10 protein-coding genes and 1 pseudogene are annotated in these 13,838 nt (G+C 63.7%); 3 read left to right on the top strand and 8 right to left on the bottom strand.

Annotated features, from left to right (window positions below; translation table 11 throughout):
- The first annotated feature begins 23 nt into the window (after positions 1–23).
- The gene (locus E6B08_RS05475) at positions 24–2,054 is read left to right on the top strand and encodes an ATP-binding protein (RefSeq protein ID WP_136913084.1); all 2,031 of its coding nucleotides are present in this window, start codon (positions 24–26) and stop codon (positions 2,052–2,054) included.
- A pseudogene (locus tag E6B08_RS05470) lies at positions 2,051–2,622 on the top strand (cob(I)yrinic acid a,c-diamide adenosyltransferase). The gene E6B08_RS05475 and the pseudogene E6B08_RS05470 overlap by 4 nt, the downstream one beginning before the upstream one ends.
- Before the next feature lie 135 nt (positions 2,623–2,757).
- Here the strand turns inward: E6B08_RS05470 and E6B08_RS05460 are convergent.
- The 4 genes from E6B08_RS05460 to secA all read right to left on the bottom strand — a co-directional run bounded on the left by E6B08_RS05460 (position 2,758) and on the right by secA (position 8,565).
- Positions 2,758–3,702, bottom strand: coding sequence for a Nudix family hydrolase (locus E6B08_RS05460; RefSeq protein WP_136913082.1), 945 nt, complete (start codon positions 3,700–3,702; stop codon positions 2,758–2,760).
- Positions 3,699–4,331 carry a glutathione S-transferase family protein gene (locus tag E6B08_RS05455; RefSeq protein ID WP_136913081.1) on the bottom strand — a complete coding sequence of 211 codons (633 nt, stop codon included), beginning with the start codon at positions 4,329–4,331 and terminating at the stop codon, positions 3,699–3,701. Before E6B08_RS05455 ends, E6B08_RS05460 begins: the two co-directional genes overlap by 4 nt.
- Before the next feature lie 89 nt (positions 4,332–4,420).
- Positions 4,421–5,638, bottom strand: a complete 1,218-nt coding sequence (gene argJ / locus E6B08_RS05450) for a bifunctional glutamate N-acetyltransferase/amino-acid acetyltransferase ArgJ (RefSeq protein WP_136913080.1) — start codon at positions 5,636–5,638, stop codon at positions 4,421–4,423.
- Between the two features lie 191 nt (positions 5,639–5,829).
- Positions 5,830–8,565 carry a preprotein translocase subunit SecA gene (gene secA / locus E6B08_RS05445; RefSeq protein ID WP_136913079.1) on the bottom strand — a complete coding sequence of 912 codons (2,736 nt, stop codon included), beginning with the start codon at positions 8,563–8,565 and terminating at the stop codon, positions 5,830–5,832.
- A 344-nt stretch (positions 8,566–8,909) separates the two neighbouring features.
- Between secA and E6B08_RS05440 the strand changes: the two genes are divergently transcribed.
- Positions 8,910–9,368 (top strand): DUF721 domain-containing protein, encoded by a 459-nt coding sequence (locus tag E6B08_RS05440; RefSeq protein WP_136913078.1) that lies wholly within the window; start codon positions 8,910–8,912, stop codon positions 9,366–9,368.
- Positions 9,369–9,420: 52 nt separating this feature from the next.
- Here the strand turns inward: E6B08_RS05440 and lpxC are convergent, their stop codons facing one another.
- The 4 genes from lpxC to E6B08_RS05420 form a co-directional block, all read right to left on the bottom strand.
- A complete protein-coding gene (gene lpxC, locus E6B08_RS05435) occupies positions 9,421–10,332 on the bottom strand; it encodes a UDP-3-O-acyl-N-acetylglucosamine deacetylase (protein ID WP_136913077.1) in 912 nt (303 codons plus the stop codon).
- 112 nt (positions 10,333–10,444) lie between these two features.
- A complete protein-coding gene (gene ftsZ / locus E6B08_RS05430; protein ID WP_133329862.1) occupies positions 10,445–11,641 on the bottom strand; it encodes a cell division protein FtsZ in 1,197 nt (398 codons plus the stop codon).
- Positions 11,642–11,696: 55 nt separating this feature from the next.
- Entirely contained in the window at positions 11,697–12,953 is a 1,257-nt protein-coding gene (ftsA, locus tag E6B08_RS05425; protein ID WP_136913076.1) for a cell division protein FtsA, read from the bottom strand.
- 14 nt (positions 12,954–12,967) lie between these two features.
- Positions 12,968–13,837 (bottom strand): cell division protein FtsQ/DivIB, encoded by an 870-nt coding sequence (locus E6B08_RS05420; protein ID WP_136913075.1) that lies wholly within the window; start codon positions 13,835–13,837, stop codon positions 12,968–12,970.
- Position 13,838 lies beyond the last annotated feature (1 nt).

Genomic DNA, 13,838 nt, shown 5'->3' with positions numbered 1-13,838 from the left:
CGGATACGGACATTGCCTTGCCCATGACCTTGCGCAAACGCCTGGAAAACCTCCCGGTCGGGCAGAAGTTGCTAGCGGCGTTGCTGGTGTTGCTGGTAACCATCCTGCTGGTGGCCAACCTGACCTTCATCAGCGCCGCCTACTGGATCACCCAGGAGAGCATGGCGCCCCAGGCCTTGCAGACCATCGGCCGCCTGGTCTCCAACCCGCAACTGTCGGCCCGTGCCGGCGACGACAGCGACTCGGCCACGGCGCTGCTGCAGGAGTTGGACAGCTACACGCCCTTGCGCGCCGCAGCCATCTACGGCGGCGATGGCCGCCTGCTGGCACAGTTGCAGCATGGCGAGCCGCTGACCCTGCCCAAGCGCTACCGCAACATCGATAGCTGGCGCCTGATGGAGTTTCGCAGCACCCAGCTGATACGCCTGCCGCGTGACGCCAGCCCTCCGGCCCACCTGTTGCTGGTGGCCAGCAGCGAACTGCCCACCGCCTTCTATACCGGCACGCTCAGCGCCAGCCTGGCGATCCTGGTGTTCAGCATCCTGTTGTGGTTGATCATCGCCCGGCAGATCAAGCGCCTGATCACCCAGCCGATCAACCAGCTCGAAGAGCTCAGCCGCCAGGTCACCCGGGAAGAAAGCTACGCCTTGCGCGCCACGCGTGGCAACGACGATGAAATCGGCAGCCTGGCCGAGGCGTTCAACACCATGCTGTCGCGCATCGAAGCCCGCGAGCAACAGCTCAAGCGCACCCGTGACGAGTTCCAGAGCGCCTACGACCAAGCCCAGGGGCTGGCCGAGGAGACCCGCCACACCAACCGCAAGCTGGAACTGGAAGTCCAGGTTCGCAGCAAGATCGAGAAGAAACTCACGGGCTTTCAGAACTACCTCAACAGCATCATCGACTCCATGCCCTCGGCGCTGATCGCCCTCGACGAGCAGCTCTACGTCACCCAGTGGAACCACGAGGCCACGGTGCTTTCCGGCACGCCGCTGGACGAGGCGCTGAACCAACCGATCTTCATCGCCTTCGAGCCGCTCAAGCCCTTCCTGCCGCAACTCAAGGAAAGCGTCGAGAAGCATCGGGTGGCGAAGATCGAGCGGGTCACCTGGCCCAAGGGCGACGACCTGCGCCACTACGCCCTAACCTTCTACCCGCTGATGGGTGGCGGCGGCCGAGGCGTGGTGATCCGCATCGACGACATCACCCAGCGCCTGTCGCTGGAAGAGATGATGGTGCAGTCCGAGAAGATGCTGTCGGTAGGTGGCCTGGCCGCCGGCATGGCCCACGAGATCAACAACCCGCTCGGGGCGATCCTGCACAACGTGCAGAACATCCGCCGTCGCCTGTCACCGGACCTGCCGCGCAACCAGGAGCAGGCCGAGGAGCTGGACATCGACCTGTCGAGCGTCAACCGCTACCTTGAAAGCCGCGAAGTGCCGCAGTTGCTCGACGGCATCCAGCAGGCCGGTGCACGAGCAGCCAAGATCGTCACCCACATGCTCAGCTTCAGCCGCCGCAGCAACCGCCAGTTGGCGCCTTGCGACCTGCCTGGGTTGATCGACCAGGCCGTGGAGATCGCCGGCAACGATTTCGACCTGACCATCGGTTTCGATTTCAAGGGCCAGGCCATCGTCCGCCAGTTCGACCCCAACCTGGGCCCGGTTCCGTGCACCGCCAACGAATTGGAACAGGTGCTGCTCAACCTGCTGAAGAACGCCGCCCAGGCCATTCACCTGCGCCCGCAACCCAGCGAACCGGGGCGCATTACCCTGCGTACGCGGCTCAACCCGCCGTGGGCGGAAATCCAGGTCGAGGACAACGGCGTCGGCATGCCCGAGGCCGTGCGCAAACGCACCTTCGAGCCGTTCTTCACCACCAAGGAAATCGGCCAGGGCACGGGGCTCGGGCTATCGGTTTCGTATTTCATCATCACCAACAACCACAAGGGGCAGATGGAAGTGCAATCCACGCCCGGCCAAGGCACCTGCTTCACCTTGCGCCTGCCCCTTGGCCAGCCCGCGCCTGCGGCGCCTGGCAAGACGGAGGCATGACCATGGGCTACCGCCTGTCGAAGATCTACACCCGCACGGGCGACCGAGGCGAAACCGGCCTGGGCGATGGCCGCCGGGTGCCCAAGGACCACCCACGCATCGAGGCGATCGGCGAGGTCGACAGCCTCAACAGCCAACTCGGGCTGCTGCTGGCCGGGCTGGCCGAACAGGGGCTGGATGAGGTCAGTGAGGTATTGGCGCCGTGCCAGCATCGCTTGTTCGACCTCGGGGCGAGCTGGCGATGCCCAGCTACCAGGCGTTGAGCGAGGCCGAGGTGCAGCGGCTGGAGGCTGCGATCGATGCATGGAACGAGGAATTGGGGCCGCTGAAGAACTTCATCCTGCCCAGTGGCTCGGCGCTGGTGGCCCAGGCCCATGTTTGCCGCAGCGTGGCCCGCAGTGCCGAGCGGCGTTGCCAGCAGTTGAATGCGCTGGAGCCGCTGGAGGGGGTTGGGTTGGCGTATATCAACCGGCTTTCGGACCTGTTGTTCGTCGCGGCGCGGATCATCGGGCGGCGGCAGGGGGTGGCTGAGGTCTTATGGCAGCCGGCGGATAAGCCTCAGGGCTGATATCGCCGGGGCTGCCTTGCAGCCCATTCGCGGGACAAGCCCGCTCCCACAGGAGCTCTGCAAGCTACAAGATCAGGGCGATATCCGTGGGAGCGGGCTTGTCCCGCGAATGGGCCGCAAAGCGGCCCCAGATACTCAGGCCTCCGGCCAGAATGCGCGAATTCCGGCAACACCCTGGGCTCCGGCATTCCAGGCCTTCTCCCGCTCACCCGGGCCCACCCCTCCCAGCAGGTAAACCGGCTGGTTGAAGCCCGAAATCAAGCGCTGCGCCTCATCCCACCCCAATGGCACTGCCTCGGGATGGGTCTGGGTCGCCTGCACCGGCGACAGGGTGACGAAATCCACCCCCATCTGCTCAGCCAGCGCCAGCTCTTCGGCACTGTGGCACGACGCCGCCAGCCAGCGCTCCTTGGGGAACGGACGGCCTTTGGCTGCATACTTGCGCAGCTGGGCCGCCGTCAGGTGCCAACCCGCGGACGGGAAGTCGCCCAGCCATTCCAGCGGCCCCTTGAGCATCAGTTGCGCCTTGCCAGCGCACAGGCCCACCGCATCCACCGCAACATCCCGGTACTTGGGGTCGTACATGTCCGGCGCCCGCAGCTGGATCAGGCGGATACCACTGGCCACGGCCTTCTGGATGCCCTTGAGCAGCTCGGGTGTGTCCAGGCCATCGGGCGTGATCAGGTAGCGGTCGGGCAGCCGGGCGGCAGCGACGATCGGCTTGTTGGCTTCAGGGAAGTCGTACTGCGCCAGGTCACGAGGTGCCACCCAGGCCAGTGGCTGGCCCTCGGCACCGTGCGGCTCGCCGCTGAACGCCTCGACCTCGCGTACATCCAGCAGTACCTGCTTGTCCGGGTAGTCGTGGCTGACTTCGATCAGCGGCCGTGAACGGCTCACCTCGATCCCAAGCTCCTCGCGCAACTCACGGACCAGCGCCGCTTCGGCGCCCTCGCCCGCTTCCACCTTGCCGCCGGGAAACTCCCACAGGCCGCCCTGGTGCTGGGTTTCGGCACGTCGGGCAATCAGGATGCGCCCGTCGGCACCACGGATCACCGCGGCCACTACATGGATCCGCTTCACCCTTCACGCTCCGCCAGGCCGGCTTTCTGCCAGGCCTGGAAGACCGGCCACTGGTAGATGGTCTCGATGTAGGCCGCGGCCTCGGCCGGTACTTCCACGCGGTAGGTCCGCAGGCGCACGGCCACAGGGGCGAAGAAGGCATCGGCAAGGGTCGGCTTGCCGAACAGGAACGGCCCGCTGTCCTTGGCCACCAGACGGCATTCGGACCACAGCGCGACGATGCGATCGATGTCGATCTGCACCTCCAGCGGAACGTTCTCCAGCGCTTCGTCGCGCGACAGGTCGAACGGCATGGCGCCACGCAGGGCGAAGAAGCCGCTGTGCATCTGCGCGCAGGCCGAACGGGCCTGGGCTCGGGCGGCCACGTCGGCGGGCCATAGCTGGGCGCCGGGGTGTTGCTCGTTGAGGTATTCGGCGATGGCCAGGGAATCGGCGATCACGCCGTGCTCGGTCTTGAGCAGCGGCACCTTGCCGGTGGCGGAGAATGCGAGGAGGCGCTGGCGGGTGTCGGGCTGGTTGAGTTTGATCAGCGTTTCTTCATAGGGCACGCCGGCAAGCTCAAGGGCCAGGGCACCCCGCAACGACCAGGAGGAATACAGCTTGTCGCCGATGATCAGGTGATAGGTCATGGTTCGGCTCCATTTCCGAGGGTATTCGGGCTGCGTCATGGCCATCGTCGGCACGCCGGCGATGACCTTGAAGCAGCCCTGGGATGGCATCAGGTACGGTATTCGGCGTTGATCTTCACGTACTCGTGGGACAGGTCGGTGGTCCAGATCGTTTCGCTGCACTGGCCACGGCCCAGCTCGATACGGATGGTGATCTCTTCCTGCGCCATGACCTTCGAACCCTGCTCCTCGGTGTAGCTCGGGCTGCGTCCGCCTTGGCTTGCGATGCACACGCTGTCCAGGTAGACGTCGATCAGGCTGACGTCCAGCTCCGGCACGCCGGCACGGCCAACCGCTGCAAGGATGCGGCCCCAGTTCGGGTCGGAGGCGAACAGCGCGGTCTTGATCAGCGGCGAATGGGCCACGGCATAGCCGACGTCCAGGCACTCCTGATGGTTACCACCGCCATTGACCTGAACGGTAACGAACTTGGTGGCGCCTTCGCCATCACGGACGATGGCCTGGGCCACTTCCATGCACACCTCGAATACCGCCTTCTTCAGCGCTTCGAACAGCGCGCCGCTGGCCTCGGTGACTTCCGGCAGGTTGGCCTTGCCGGTGGCGATCAGCATGCAGCAGTCGTTGGTCGAGGTATCGCCGTCGATGGTGATACGGTTGAACGACTTGTTGGCACCATCGAGCATCAGGTCCTTGAGCACCTGTGGCGCGACCTTGGCGTCGGTGGCGATGTAGCCGAGCATGGTCGCCATGTTCGGGCGGATCATGCCGGCGCCCTTGCTGATGCCAGTCACGGTGACGGTCACGCCATCGTGCTGGAACTGGCGGCTGGCGCCCTTGGGCAAGGTGTCGGTGGTCATGATGCCGGTCGCGGCTTCAGCCCAGTTGTTTTCCGACAGGTCGTCCAGCGCAGCCTGCAGCGCGCCTTCGATCTTCTCGACCGGCAGTGGCTCGCCGATCACACCGGTGGAGAACGGCAGCACCGACTCGGCCGGCACCCCGGCAAGCTCGGCCAGCTTGGCGCAGGTGCGCTCGGCCGCGGCCAGGCCTGGCGCGCCGGTGCCGGCGTTGGCGTTGCCGGTGTTGGTCAGCAGGTAACGCACGGTGCCCTGTACGCGCTGCTTGGAGAGGATCACCGGCGCTGCGCAGAAGGCGTTGAGGGTGAACACGCCAGCGACGCTGGAGCCCTCGGCGCAACGCATGACCACTACATCCTTGCGCCCTGGGCGCTTGATGCCGGCAGACGCGATGCCGAGTTCAAAACCCGGAACCGGGTGCAGGGTGGGCAAAGGACCAAGACCAACAGCCATTAGAGCGCTCCTAGAAAATACGGTTGATATCGAAAGCGGGGCCGCTTCGCGACCTTTTGCGACACAAGGCCGCTCCCACCTGGGGAGGCGCAGCATTTCAGCTGCGCGCTATCCCTGTGGGAGCGGCCTTGTGTCGCGATAGGGCCGCAAAGCGGCCCCAGGATGATGCAGCGTATACCAGCTTGTTCAGATCATTCGATCTGACCATGGCAGTGCTTGAATTTCTTGCCCGAACCACACCAGCACGGCTCGTTGCGGCCCAGCTTCTGATCGTTGCGCACCGGTGCGGTGGCCACGGCCACTTCGGCGCCCTCTTCAGCTTGCAACTCGCTCTCCAGGCCCGGCGCGGCGGCATGCTGGAACTGCATGCGGCTGGCCAGTTCCTCGGCCTCACGGCGCAAGCGGGCTTCTTCCTCGACTGGGTCTTCGCGGCGTACCTGAACGTGCGACAGCACGCGGATGGTGTCGCGCTTGATCGATTCGAGCAGTTCCTGGAACAGGGCGAACGACTCGCGCTTGTACTCCTGCTTCGGGTTCTTCTGCGCGTAACCACGCAGGTGGATACCGTGACGCAGGTGATCCATGGTCGACAGGTGGTCTTTCCACAGGTCATCGAGCACGCGCAGCAGGATCTGCTTCTCGAAGGTACGCAGGGCTTCGATGCCGGCCTGGTCTTCCTTCTCGGTGTAGGCGCTGGTGATTTCGTTCAGCAGCTTCTCGCGCAGGGTCTCTTCGTAGAGGTGATCGTCCTCGTCGAGCCACTGCTGGATCGGCAACTTCATGGCGAAATCGCTGGCCAGGGAAGCTTCGAGGCCGGCCACGTCCCACTGCTCGGGCAGCGACTGCGGCGGGATGTGCTGGCTGATGGTGGCATCGAGCACTTCCTGGCGGAATTCGGCGATGGTGTCGCCGATGTTCTCGGCCGCCAGCAGGCTGTTGCGCATGTGGTAGATCACCTTGCGCTGCTCGTTGGCCACGTCGTCGTATTCGAGCAGTTGCTTACGAATGTCGAAGTTGCGGCCTTCGACCTTGCGCTGGGCCTTTTCGATGGCATTGGTGACCATGCGGTGCTCGATGGCCTCGCCGGACTGCATGCCCAGGGCCTTCATGAAGTTCTTCACCCGGTCGGAGGCGAAGATGCGCATCAGGCTGTCTTCCAGCGACAGGTAGAAGCGGCTCGAGCCCGGGTCGCCCTGACGGCCGGAACGGCCACGCAGCTGGTTGTCGATACGGCGCGATTCGTGGCGCTCGGAAGCGATCACGTGCAGGCCGCCCGACTCGATGACCTGCTGGTGACGCTTCTGCCAGTCGGCCTTGATCTGGGCGATCTGTTCGGCGCTGGGGTTTTCCAGGGCGGCGACTTCGGCTTCCCAGTTACCGCCCAGGAGAATGTCGGTACCACGGCCGGCCATGTTGGTGGCGATGGTCAGCGCGCCCGGGGCACCGGCCTGGGCAATGATCTCGGCTTCTTTTTCGTGGTACTTGGCGTTCAGTACCTTGTGGTCGATCCCTTCCTTTTTCAGCAGGTTCGACATGTGCTCGGACGTTTCGATGGTGGCGGTACCCACCAGCACCGGACGGCCGACGACCATGCTTTCCTTGATGTCGGCGATGATCGCGGCGTATTTCTCGTCGGCGGTCAGGTACACCAGGTCGTTGAAGTCCTTACGCGCCAACGGCTTGTTCGGCGGGATGACCATCACGTTGAGGCCGTAGATCGACTGGAACTCGAACGCCTCGGTGTCGGCGGTACCGGTCATGCCGGACAGCTTGGTGTAGAGACGGAAGTAGTTCTGGAAAGTGGTCGAGGCCAGGGTCTGGCTCTCGGCCTGGATGTTCAGGTTCTCCTTCGCCTCGATGGCCTGGTGCAGGCCCTCCGACAGGCGGCGGCCCGGCATGGTACGGCCGGTGTGCTCGTCGATCAGCAGGACCTGACCGTCCTGGACGATGTATTCGACGTTGCGGTGGAACAGCTTGTGCGCACGCAGGCCAGCGTAGACGTGGGTCAGCAGGCCGAGGTTGTGCGCGGAATAGAGGCTTTCGCCCTCGGCCAGCAGACCGGCCTGGGTGAGCATCTCTTCGATGAACTGGTGACCGGCTTCGTTGAGCTCGACCTGGCGGCTCTTCTCGTCGATGGTGAAGTGGCCTTCCTGGGTGACCTGGCCTTCGACTTCTTCGATGTGCTGGGTCAGACGCGGGATCAGGCGGTTGATCTCGATGTACAGCTTGGAGCTGTCCTCGGCCTGGCCGGAGATGATCAGCGGAGTACGGGCTTCGTCGATGAGGATCGAGTCGACTTCGTCGATCACGGCGAAGTTGAGTTCACGCTGGAACTTCTCTTCCTGGCTAAACGCCATGTTGTCGCGCAGGTAGTCGAAACCGAATTCGTTGTTGGTACCGTAGGTGATATCGGACGCGTACGCGGCGCGCTTTTCTTCCGGTGGCTGGAATGCCGAGACAATACCTACGGTCAGGCCGAGGAATTCATACAGCGGACGCATCCAGTTGGCGTCGCGGCGGGCCAGGTAGTCGTTGACCGTGACCACGTGCACGCCCTTGCCGGACAATGCGTTGAGATAGACGGCCAGGGTACCGACCAAGGTCTTGCCTTCACCGGTACGCATTTCTGCGATCATGCCCTCGTGCAGGGTCATGCCGCCGATCAACTGTACGTCGAAGTGGCGCATGCCCATCACGCGCTTGCCGGCCTCACGGGCGACGGCGAACGCTTCGGGCAGCAATTGGTCCAGTGTCTCGCCTTTGGCCAAGCGCTCCTTGAACTCTGCGGTCTTGGCACGCAGTTGCTCGTCGGAGAGGGCCACCATCTTCTCTTCGAAGGCATTGACGATAGCTACCGTCTTGAGCATGCGTTTGACTTCACGCTCGTTCTTGCTTCCAAAAAGTTTTTTTAACAAAGGCGCAAACATATCGGCAGGATCTTCCACACGTAGGGATGGAGGGCGGCCCCATGAGTCGCCCGTGCAGCCCTGAGGCCGCATGCGAACGAGCATTCTACCCGGAAACGATGGTGAGGAAAGTGGTGGATTTCCACGATGCTGGCACAGCGCTTTGGCGGGGGCTTTTCTAAGATATGGGCATTTTGCGTGAGTTCAACCCGCGGATTCATGAAACGTAGCGAGAATGACTCGTAACCGAAGGCGCCCCTTTCGCGGGCGATCCCGCTCCCACAGGTAATAGGGCGCTCTCGACTAGACCGGCCCCGCTGGTGAAGGTGTTAGACTGACCGCCTTGCCACCTGACGCTCATGCCCATGGCCTTCAAACCCACCCCCGCCCAGCCGCCGTCCACACTGCTGCGCCAGAACCGCCCGCTGCGCCTGCTGCTGAACCAGGCCGAGCGCCTGGCGCACTTGCAGCGGCTGCTGGAGAGCCAGCTGCAACCGGCTGCCCGCGAGCATTGCCACTTGGCGTCCTGGCGCGATGGCACGCTACTGCTGGTGGTGACCGATGGCCATTGGGCAACCCGCTTGCGCTACCAGCAGAAACGCCTGATGCGCCAGCTACAAGCCCTGGAGGCTTTCGGCAACCTGCAACGGATTCTTTACAAGGTGCAGCCACCGCTGGTACCGACCAAACGCGGAAGGAACACCACCGAGCTGTCCGGCAATGCCGCCGAAAGCCTGCGCGACACCGCCGAAGGCATCGCCGACCCCCAGCTGCGCGCTGCCCTCGAGCGCCTGGCCAGCCACGCGCAAAAGGAAAAAGACTGACATAAAAAAGGCCACCCGAAGGTGGCCTCAATGAACTAGAGAGTGTTCGAACTTACACGGCCGCAACAGGGCGCATGTATGAGATCGGTGCCGTACTGGCATCTTCGAAAGTGACCACTTCCCAGGCATCTGTCTCGGCGATCAGCTTGCGCAACAACTGGTTGTTCAGCGAGTGGCCGGACTTGTAGCCCTTGAACTCGCCGATCAGGCTGTTGCCCAGCAGATAGAGGTCGCCGATGGCGTCGAGGATCTTGTGCTTGACGAATTCGTCTTCGTAGCGAAGGCCGTCTTCGTTGAGCACGCCGTTCTCGTCGACCACGATGGCGTTCTCGACACTGCCGCCAAGCGCGAGGTTGTGCTTGCGCAGGTACTCGATGTCACGCATGAAACCAAAGGTCCGGGCGCGGCTGACTTCCTTCACGAACGAGGTGCTGGAAAAGTCGACGCTGGCACTTTGGGTCCGGTCGCGCAGCACCGGGTGATCGAAGTCGATCTCGAAGCTCACCTTGAACCCATCGAACGGCAGGAAGGTAGCGCGCTTGTCGCCCTCCTCCACTGTCACTTCGCGCAGGATACGGATGAATTTCTTGGCTGCGTCCTGCTCTTCCAGGCCGGCAGACTGAATCAGGAATACGAAGGGACCGGCGCTGCCATCCATGATCGGCACTTCCGAGGCGGAGAGCTCGACGTAGGCGTTATCGATGCCCAGACCCGCCATGGCGGAGAGCAGGTGCTCGACCGTATCGACTTTGACGTCACCGTTGACCAGGGTCGTCGACATGGTTGTTTCGCCGACGTTGGCCGCGCGCGCCGGGATTTCGACCACAGGGTCGAGGTCGGCGCGACGGAAGACGATGCCGGTGTCAACAGGTGCAGGCTTGAGGGTCAGGTAGACCTTCTCCCCGGAGTGCAGACCGACACCTGTGGCACGGATGGTATTCTTCAGGGTGCGTTGTCTAATCATGGCATTGGCCGCTTCAGCGCAAATTGCGAACAGGTATCAACAAAGGCTGGGGATAATAACAGACCCGGCCTTTGCTGAACACCAATCACCCCTATACCCCTGATAAATTCCATTAATCGGCCTGACGACGCAGGAAAGCCGGGATATCCAGGTAGTCCAAGTCATCCTGAGGGTTGAGTTTAGCTGCCGCTGCGGCACCTGCATGGGCCTGGTTGCGCATCACGGTCGGACGCTCCAGGTCGCGGTAGTTGACCGAAGGCTGCTCCTGGCGCGCTGGCGCAGGGTTGGAAGCCTCGTAGGCCTGCTGCGCGGTCTGCAGGGTGTTGTCGACCACTTTCACCGGCTTCTCGATGCGTGCGCCCAGGCCGGTCGCGACCACGGTCACATGCAGTTCGTCGCGCATGTCCGGATCGATCACGGTGCCGACCTTGACCATCGCGTGGTCGGAGGCGAAGGCTTCGATGATGCTACCGACGTCGGAGTACTCACCCAGCGACAGGTCCGGACCTGCGGTGATGTTCACCAGGATGCCGCGGGCGCCCTGCAGGTTGACGTCTTCGAGCAGCGGGTTGCGAATGGCCGCTTCGGTGGCTTCGCGAGCACGGTTCGGGCCGCTGGCGCAACCGGTACCCATCATCGCCATGCCCATTTCACCCATCACGGTGCGCACGTCGGCGAAGTCGACGTTGATCATGCCTGGACGCTTGATGATATCGGAGATACCACGCACGGCGCCGGCCAGTACGTCGTCGGCCTTGGCGAAGGCGGACAGCAGGCTGGCATCCTTGCCCAGGATGGTCAGCAGCTTCTCGTTGGGGATGGTGATCAGCGAGTCGACGCTCTCTGCCAGCATGCGGATGCCCTCGTCGGCGATCTGCATGCGCTTGCGGCCTTCGAACGGGAACGGACGGGTCACCACCGCGACGGTGAGGATGCCCATTTCCTTGGCCACTTCGGCGATGATCGGCGCAGCGCCGGTACCGGTACCGCCACCCATGCCGGTGGTGATGAACACCATGTTGGTGCCCTGCAGCACCTCGGCGATGCGCTCACGGTCTTCCAGCGCGGCCTGGCGGCCGACTTCCGGATTGGCACCGGCACCCAGGCCCTTGGTCACACCGGTACCCAGTTGCAGGATGGTGCGGGCGCCGATGTTCTTCAGCGCCTGGGCATCGGTGTTGGCGCAGATGAACTCGACGCCTTCGATGTTGCTTTTGACCATGTGGTTGACGGCATTGCCGCCACCACCGCCGACGCCGATCACTTTGATGACCGGGCTTTGCGGGACGTTGTCTACGAGCTCGAACATTTTCCCTCTCCTTTCAGTTCTCTAGTTGTCGCGCCTACCACTACTGCTTTGAAACTTAGAAGTTGCCCTGGACCCAGCGCTTGAATCGCTCAAGCACTGGAGCCTTCGGTTCATCGCCATAGCTGTTGTTGCTGCTGTTGCCGGTCAGGGGCAGGTCCTCGGACTGCTTTTGCAGGCCGTAGGTGAGCAAGCCCACGCCGGTGGAATAGATCGGGTTGCGCACCACGTCGCTCAGCCCCCGAACGCTGTGCGGCACGCCGAGGCGTACCGGCATGTGGAAGATTTCCTCGGCCAGTTCCACGGCGCCTTCCATTTTCGCGGTACCGCCGGTGAGGACGATGCCGGCTGGCACCAGGTCCTCGTAGCCGCTGCGACGCAGCTCAGCCTGGATCAGGGTGAAGAGCTCGTCGTAACGCGGCTCCACCACCTCGGCCAGGGCCTGGCGCGACAGTTCACGCGGTGGGCGGTCGCCCACGCTCGGCACCTTGATGGTCTCGCCGGCACCGGCCAGCTTGGCCAGGGCGCAGGCGTAGCGGATCTTGATTTCCTCGGCGTACTGGGTCGGTGTACGCAAGGCCATGGCGATGTCGTTGGTGACCTGGTCGCCAGCGATCGGGATCACTGCCGTGTGGCGAATCGCGCCTTCGGTGAAGATCGCGATGTCAGTGGTGCCGCCACCGATGTCCACCAGGCACACGCCCAGTTCCTTCTCGTCGTCGGTGAGCACCGAGTACGCCGAAGCCAGCTGCTCGAGGATGATGTCGTCGATTTCCAGGCCGCAGCGACGCACGCACTTCTCGATGTTCTGCGCCGCGTTGACCGCGCAGGTAACCACGTGGACCTTGGCTTCCAGGCGCACGCCCGACATGCCCAGCGGCTCGCGCACGCCTTCCTGGTTGTCGATCACGTAGTCCTGCGGCAGGGTGTGCAGCACGCGCTGGTCGGCGGGAATGGCCACCGCCTGGGCGGCATCGAGCACGCGCTCGAGGTCGGCGAGGCTGACTTCGCGGTCGCGAATGGCGACGATGCCGTGGGAGTTCAGGCTGCGGATGTGGTTGCCCGCCACGCCGACGAACGCCGAGTGGATACGGCAACCGGCCATCAGCTGGGCTTCCTCAACCGCACGCTGGATAGACTGTACGGTCGACTCGATGTTCACCACCACGCCCTTCTTCAGGCCGCGGGATGGGTGGGTGCCGATCCCCACGATCTCCAGGGTACCGTCCTCGCCGACTTCACCCACCAGCGCCACCACCTTGGAGGTGCCAATGTCCAGCCCGACGATCATTTTTCCGCTATGCGCGTTTGCCATGGTCCTGCCTCTCTCTAATTCTTCGCAACGGCGGGTTGGGCCGTCGTCGGTGCAATCGGTTCCCGCCAACCAACGGCAAGTCCGTTGGCGTATCGCAGATCGATGCGGGCGATGTTGGTGATCTGCTCTTTAAGCGTCTTGTCGTAAATGGCAATGAAACGGCGCATCTTCTCCACCAGATGATCGCGCCCCAACAGCAGCTCGATGCCTGGCCCGGCGCTACCGGCACCGGTGGTCAGGAACCAGCTGCCTCGCTCGCGCAGCTCCAGGCGAGCGATGGAGAAGCCCAAGGGGCGCAGCATCTGGCTCAATACCTGATACTGCTGCATGACTTGCTGCTGGGCGCGCTGCGGGCCGAACAACTGCGGCAGGTGCTCGTAGTTGGCCAGCTCGCGGGGGGTGAAGGCCTGGCCCTGGTTGTTGAGCAAGGCTTCATCACCCCAGCGTGCCACTGGCAGCTGTTCTTCCAGACGCACCACCACTTCGTCCGGCCATACCCGACGCACTTCGGCGTGGGCGATCCACGGCATCTGCTCGAGCTCGGCGCGCATGGCGGTGAGGTCGACGCTGAAGAAGCTGGCAGCGACGTACGGCGCGATCCGCTGCTGCACCGCCTGCTGGCTGATGTAGCTGAGGTCGCCCTGCACGGCGATCTTGGTGATCGGGCGGTCGGCGTACGGCATCAGGCGGATGGCGCCTTCATAAGCGCCAAAACCTGCGGCAACCAGCAACACCGGCCACAGCAGGCGCTTGAGGCCTCCCAGGCTCGGCTTGGGCAGGCGCGACGACATCGGCTCATCGGCCACCAGTCGACTGGCGCCACGAGGCACCGGCTTGCTACGGCCGGGGGCTGGTTGCTGATGACGTAACATCGCGCCTTGCATG

Origin of the sequence: Pseudomonas putida, assembly GCF_005080685.1 — a bacterium.
Taxonomy (GTDB): domain Bacteria; phylum Pseudomonadota; class Gammaproteobacteria; order Pseudomonadales; family Pseudomonadaceae; genus Aquipseudomonas; species Aquipseudomonas putida_V.
This window is presented reverse-complemented; position numbering and strand designations above follow the sequence as displayed.

What these genes read in the sequence shown, in the direction of transcription:
- E6B08_RS05475 (WP_136913084.1), top strand. Translation starts at nt 24, where the DNA reads ATGACCTTGCGCAAACGCCTGGAAAACCTCCCGGTCGGGCAGAAGTTG.
- E6B08_RS05455 (WP_136913081.1), bottom strand. Translation starts at nt 4,331, where the DNA reads ATGACCTATCACCTGATCATCGGCGACAAGCTGTATTCCTCCTGGTCG.
- argJ (WP_136913080.1), bottom strand. Translation starts at nt 5,638, where the DNA reads ATGGCTGTTGGTCTTGGTCCTTTGCCCACCCTGCACCCGGTTCCGGGT.
- secA (WP_136913079.1), bottom strand. Translation starts at nt 8,565, where the DNA reads ATGTTTGCGCCTTTGTTAAAAAAACTTTTTGGAAGCAAGAACGAGCGT.
- E6B08_RS05440 (WP_136913078.1), top strand. Translation starts at nt 8,910, where the DNA reads ATGGCCTTCAAACCCACCCCCGCCCAGCCGCCGTCCACACTGCTGCGC.
- lpxC (WP_136913077.1), bottom strand. Translation starts at nt 10,332, where the DNA reads ATGATTAGACAACGCACCCTGAAGAATACCATCCGTGCCACAGGTGTC.
- ftsZ (WP_133329862.1), bottom strand. Translation starts at nt 11,641, where the DNA reads ATGTTCGAGCTCGTAGACAACGTCCCGCAAAGCCCGGTCATCAAAGTG.
- ftsA (WP_136913076.1), bottom strand. Translation starts at nt 12,953, where the DNA reads ATGGCAAACGCGCATAGCGGAAAAATGATCGTCGGGCTGGACATTGGC.
- E6B08_RS05420 (WP_136913075.1), bottom strand. Translation starts at nt 13,837, where the DNA reads ATGCAAGGCGCGATGTTACGTCATCAGCAACCAGCCCCCGGCCGTAGC.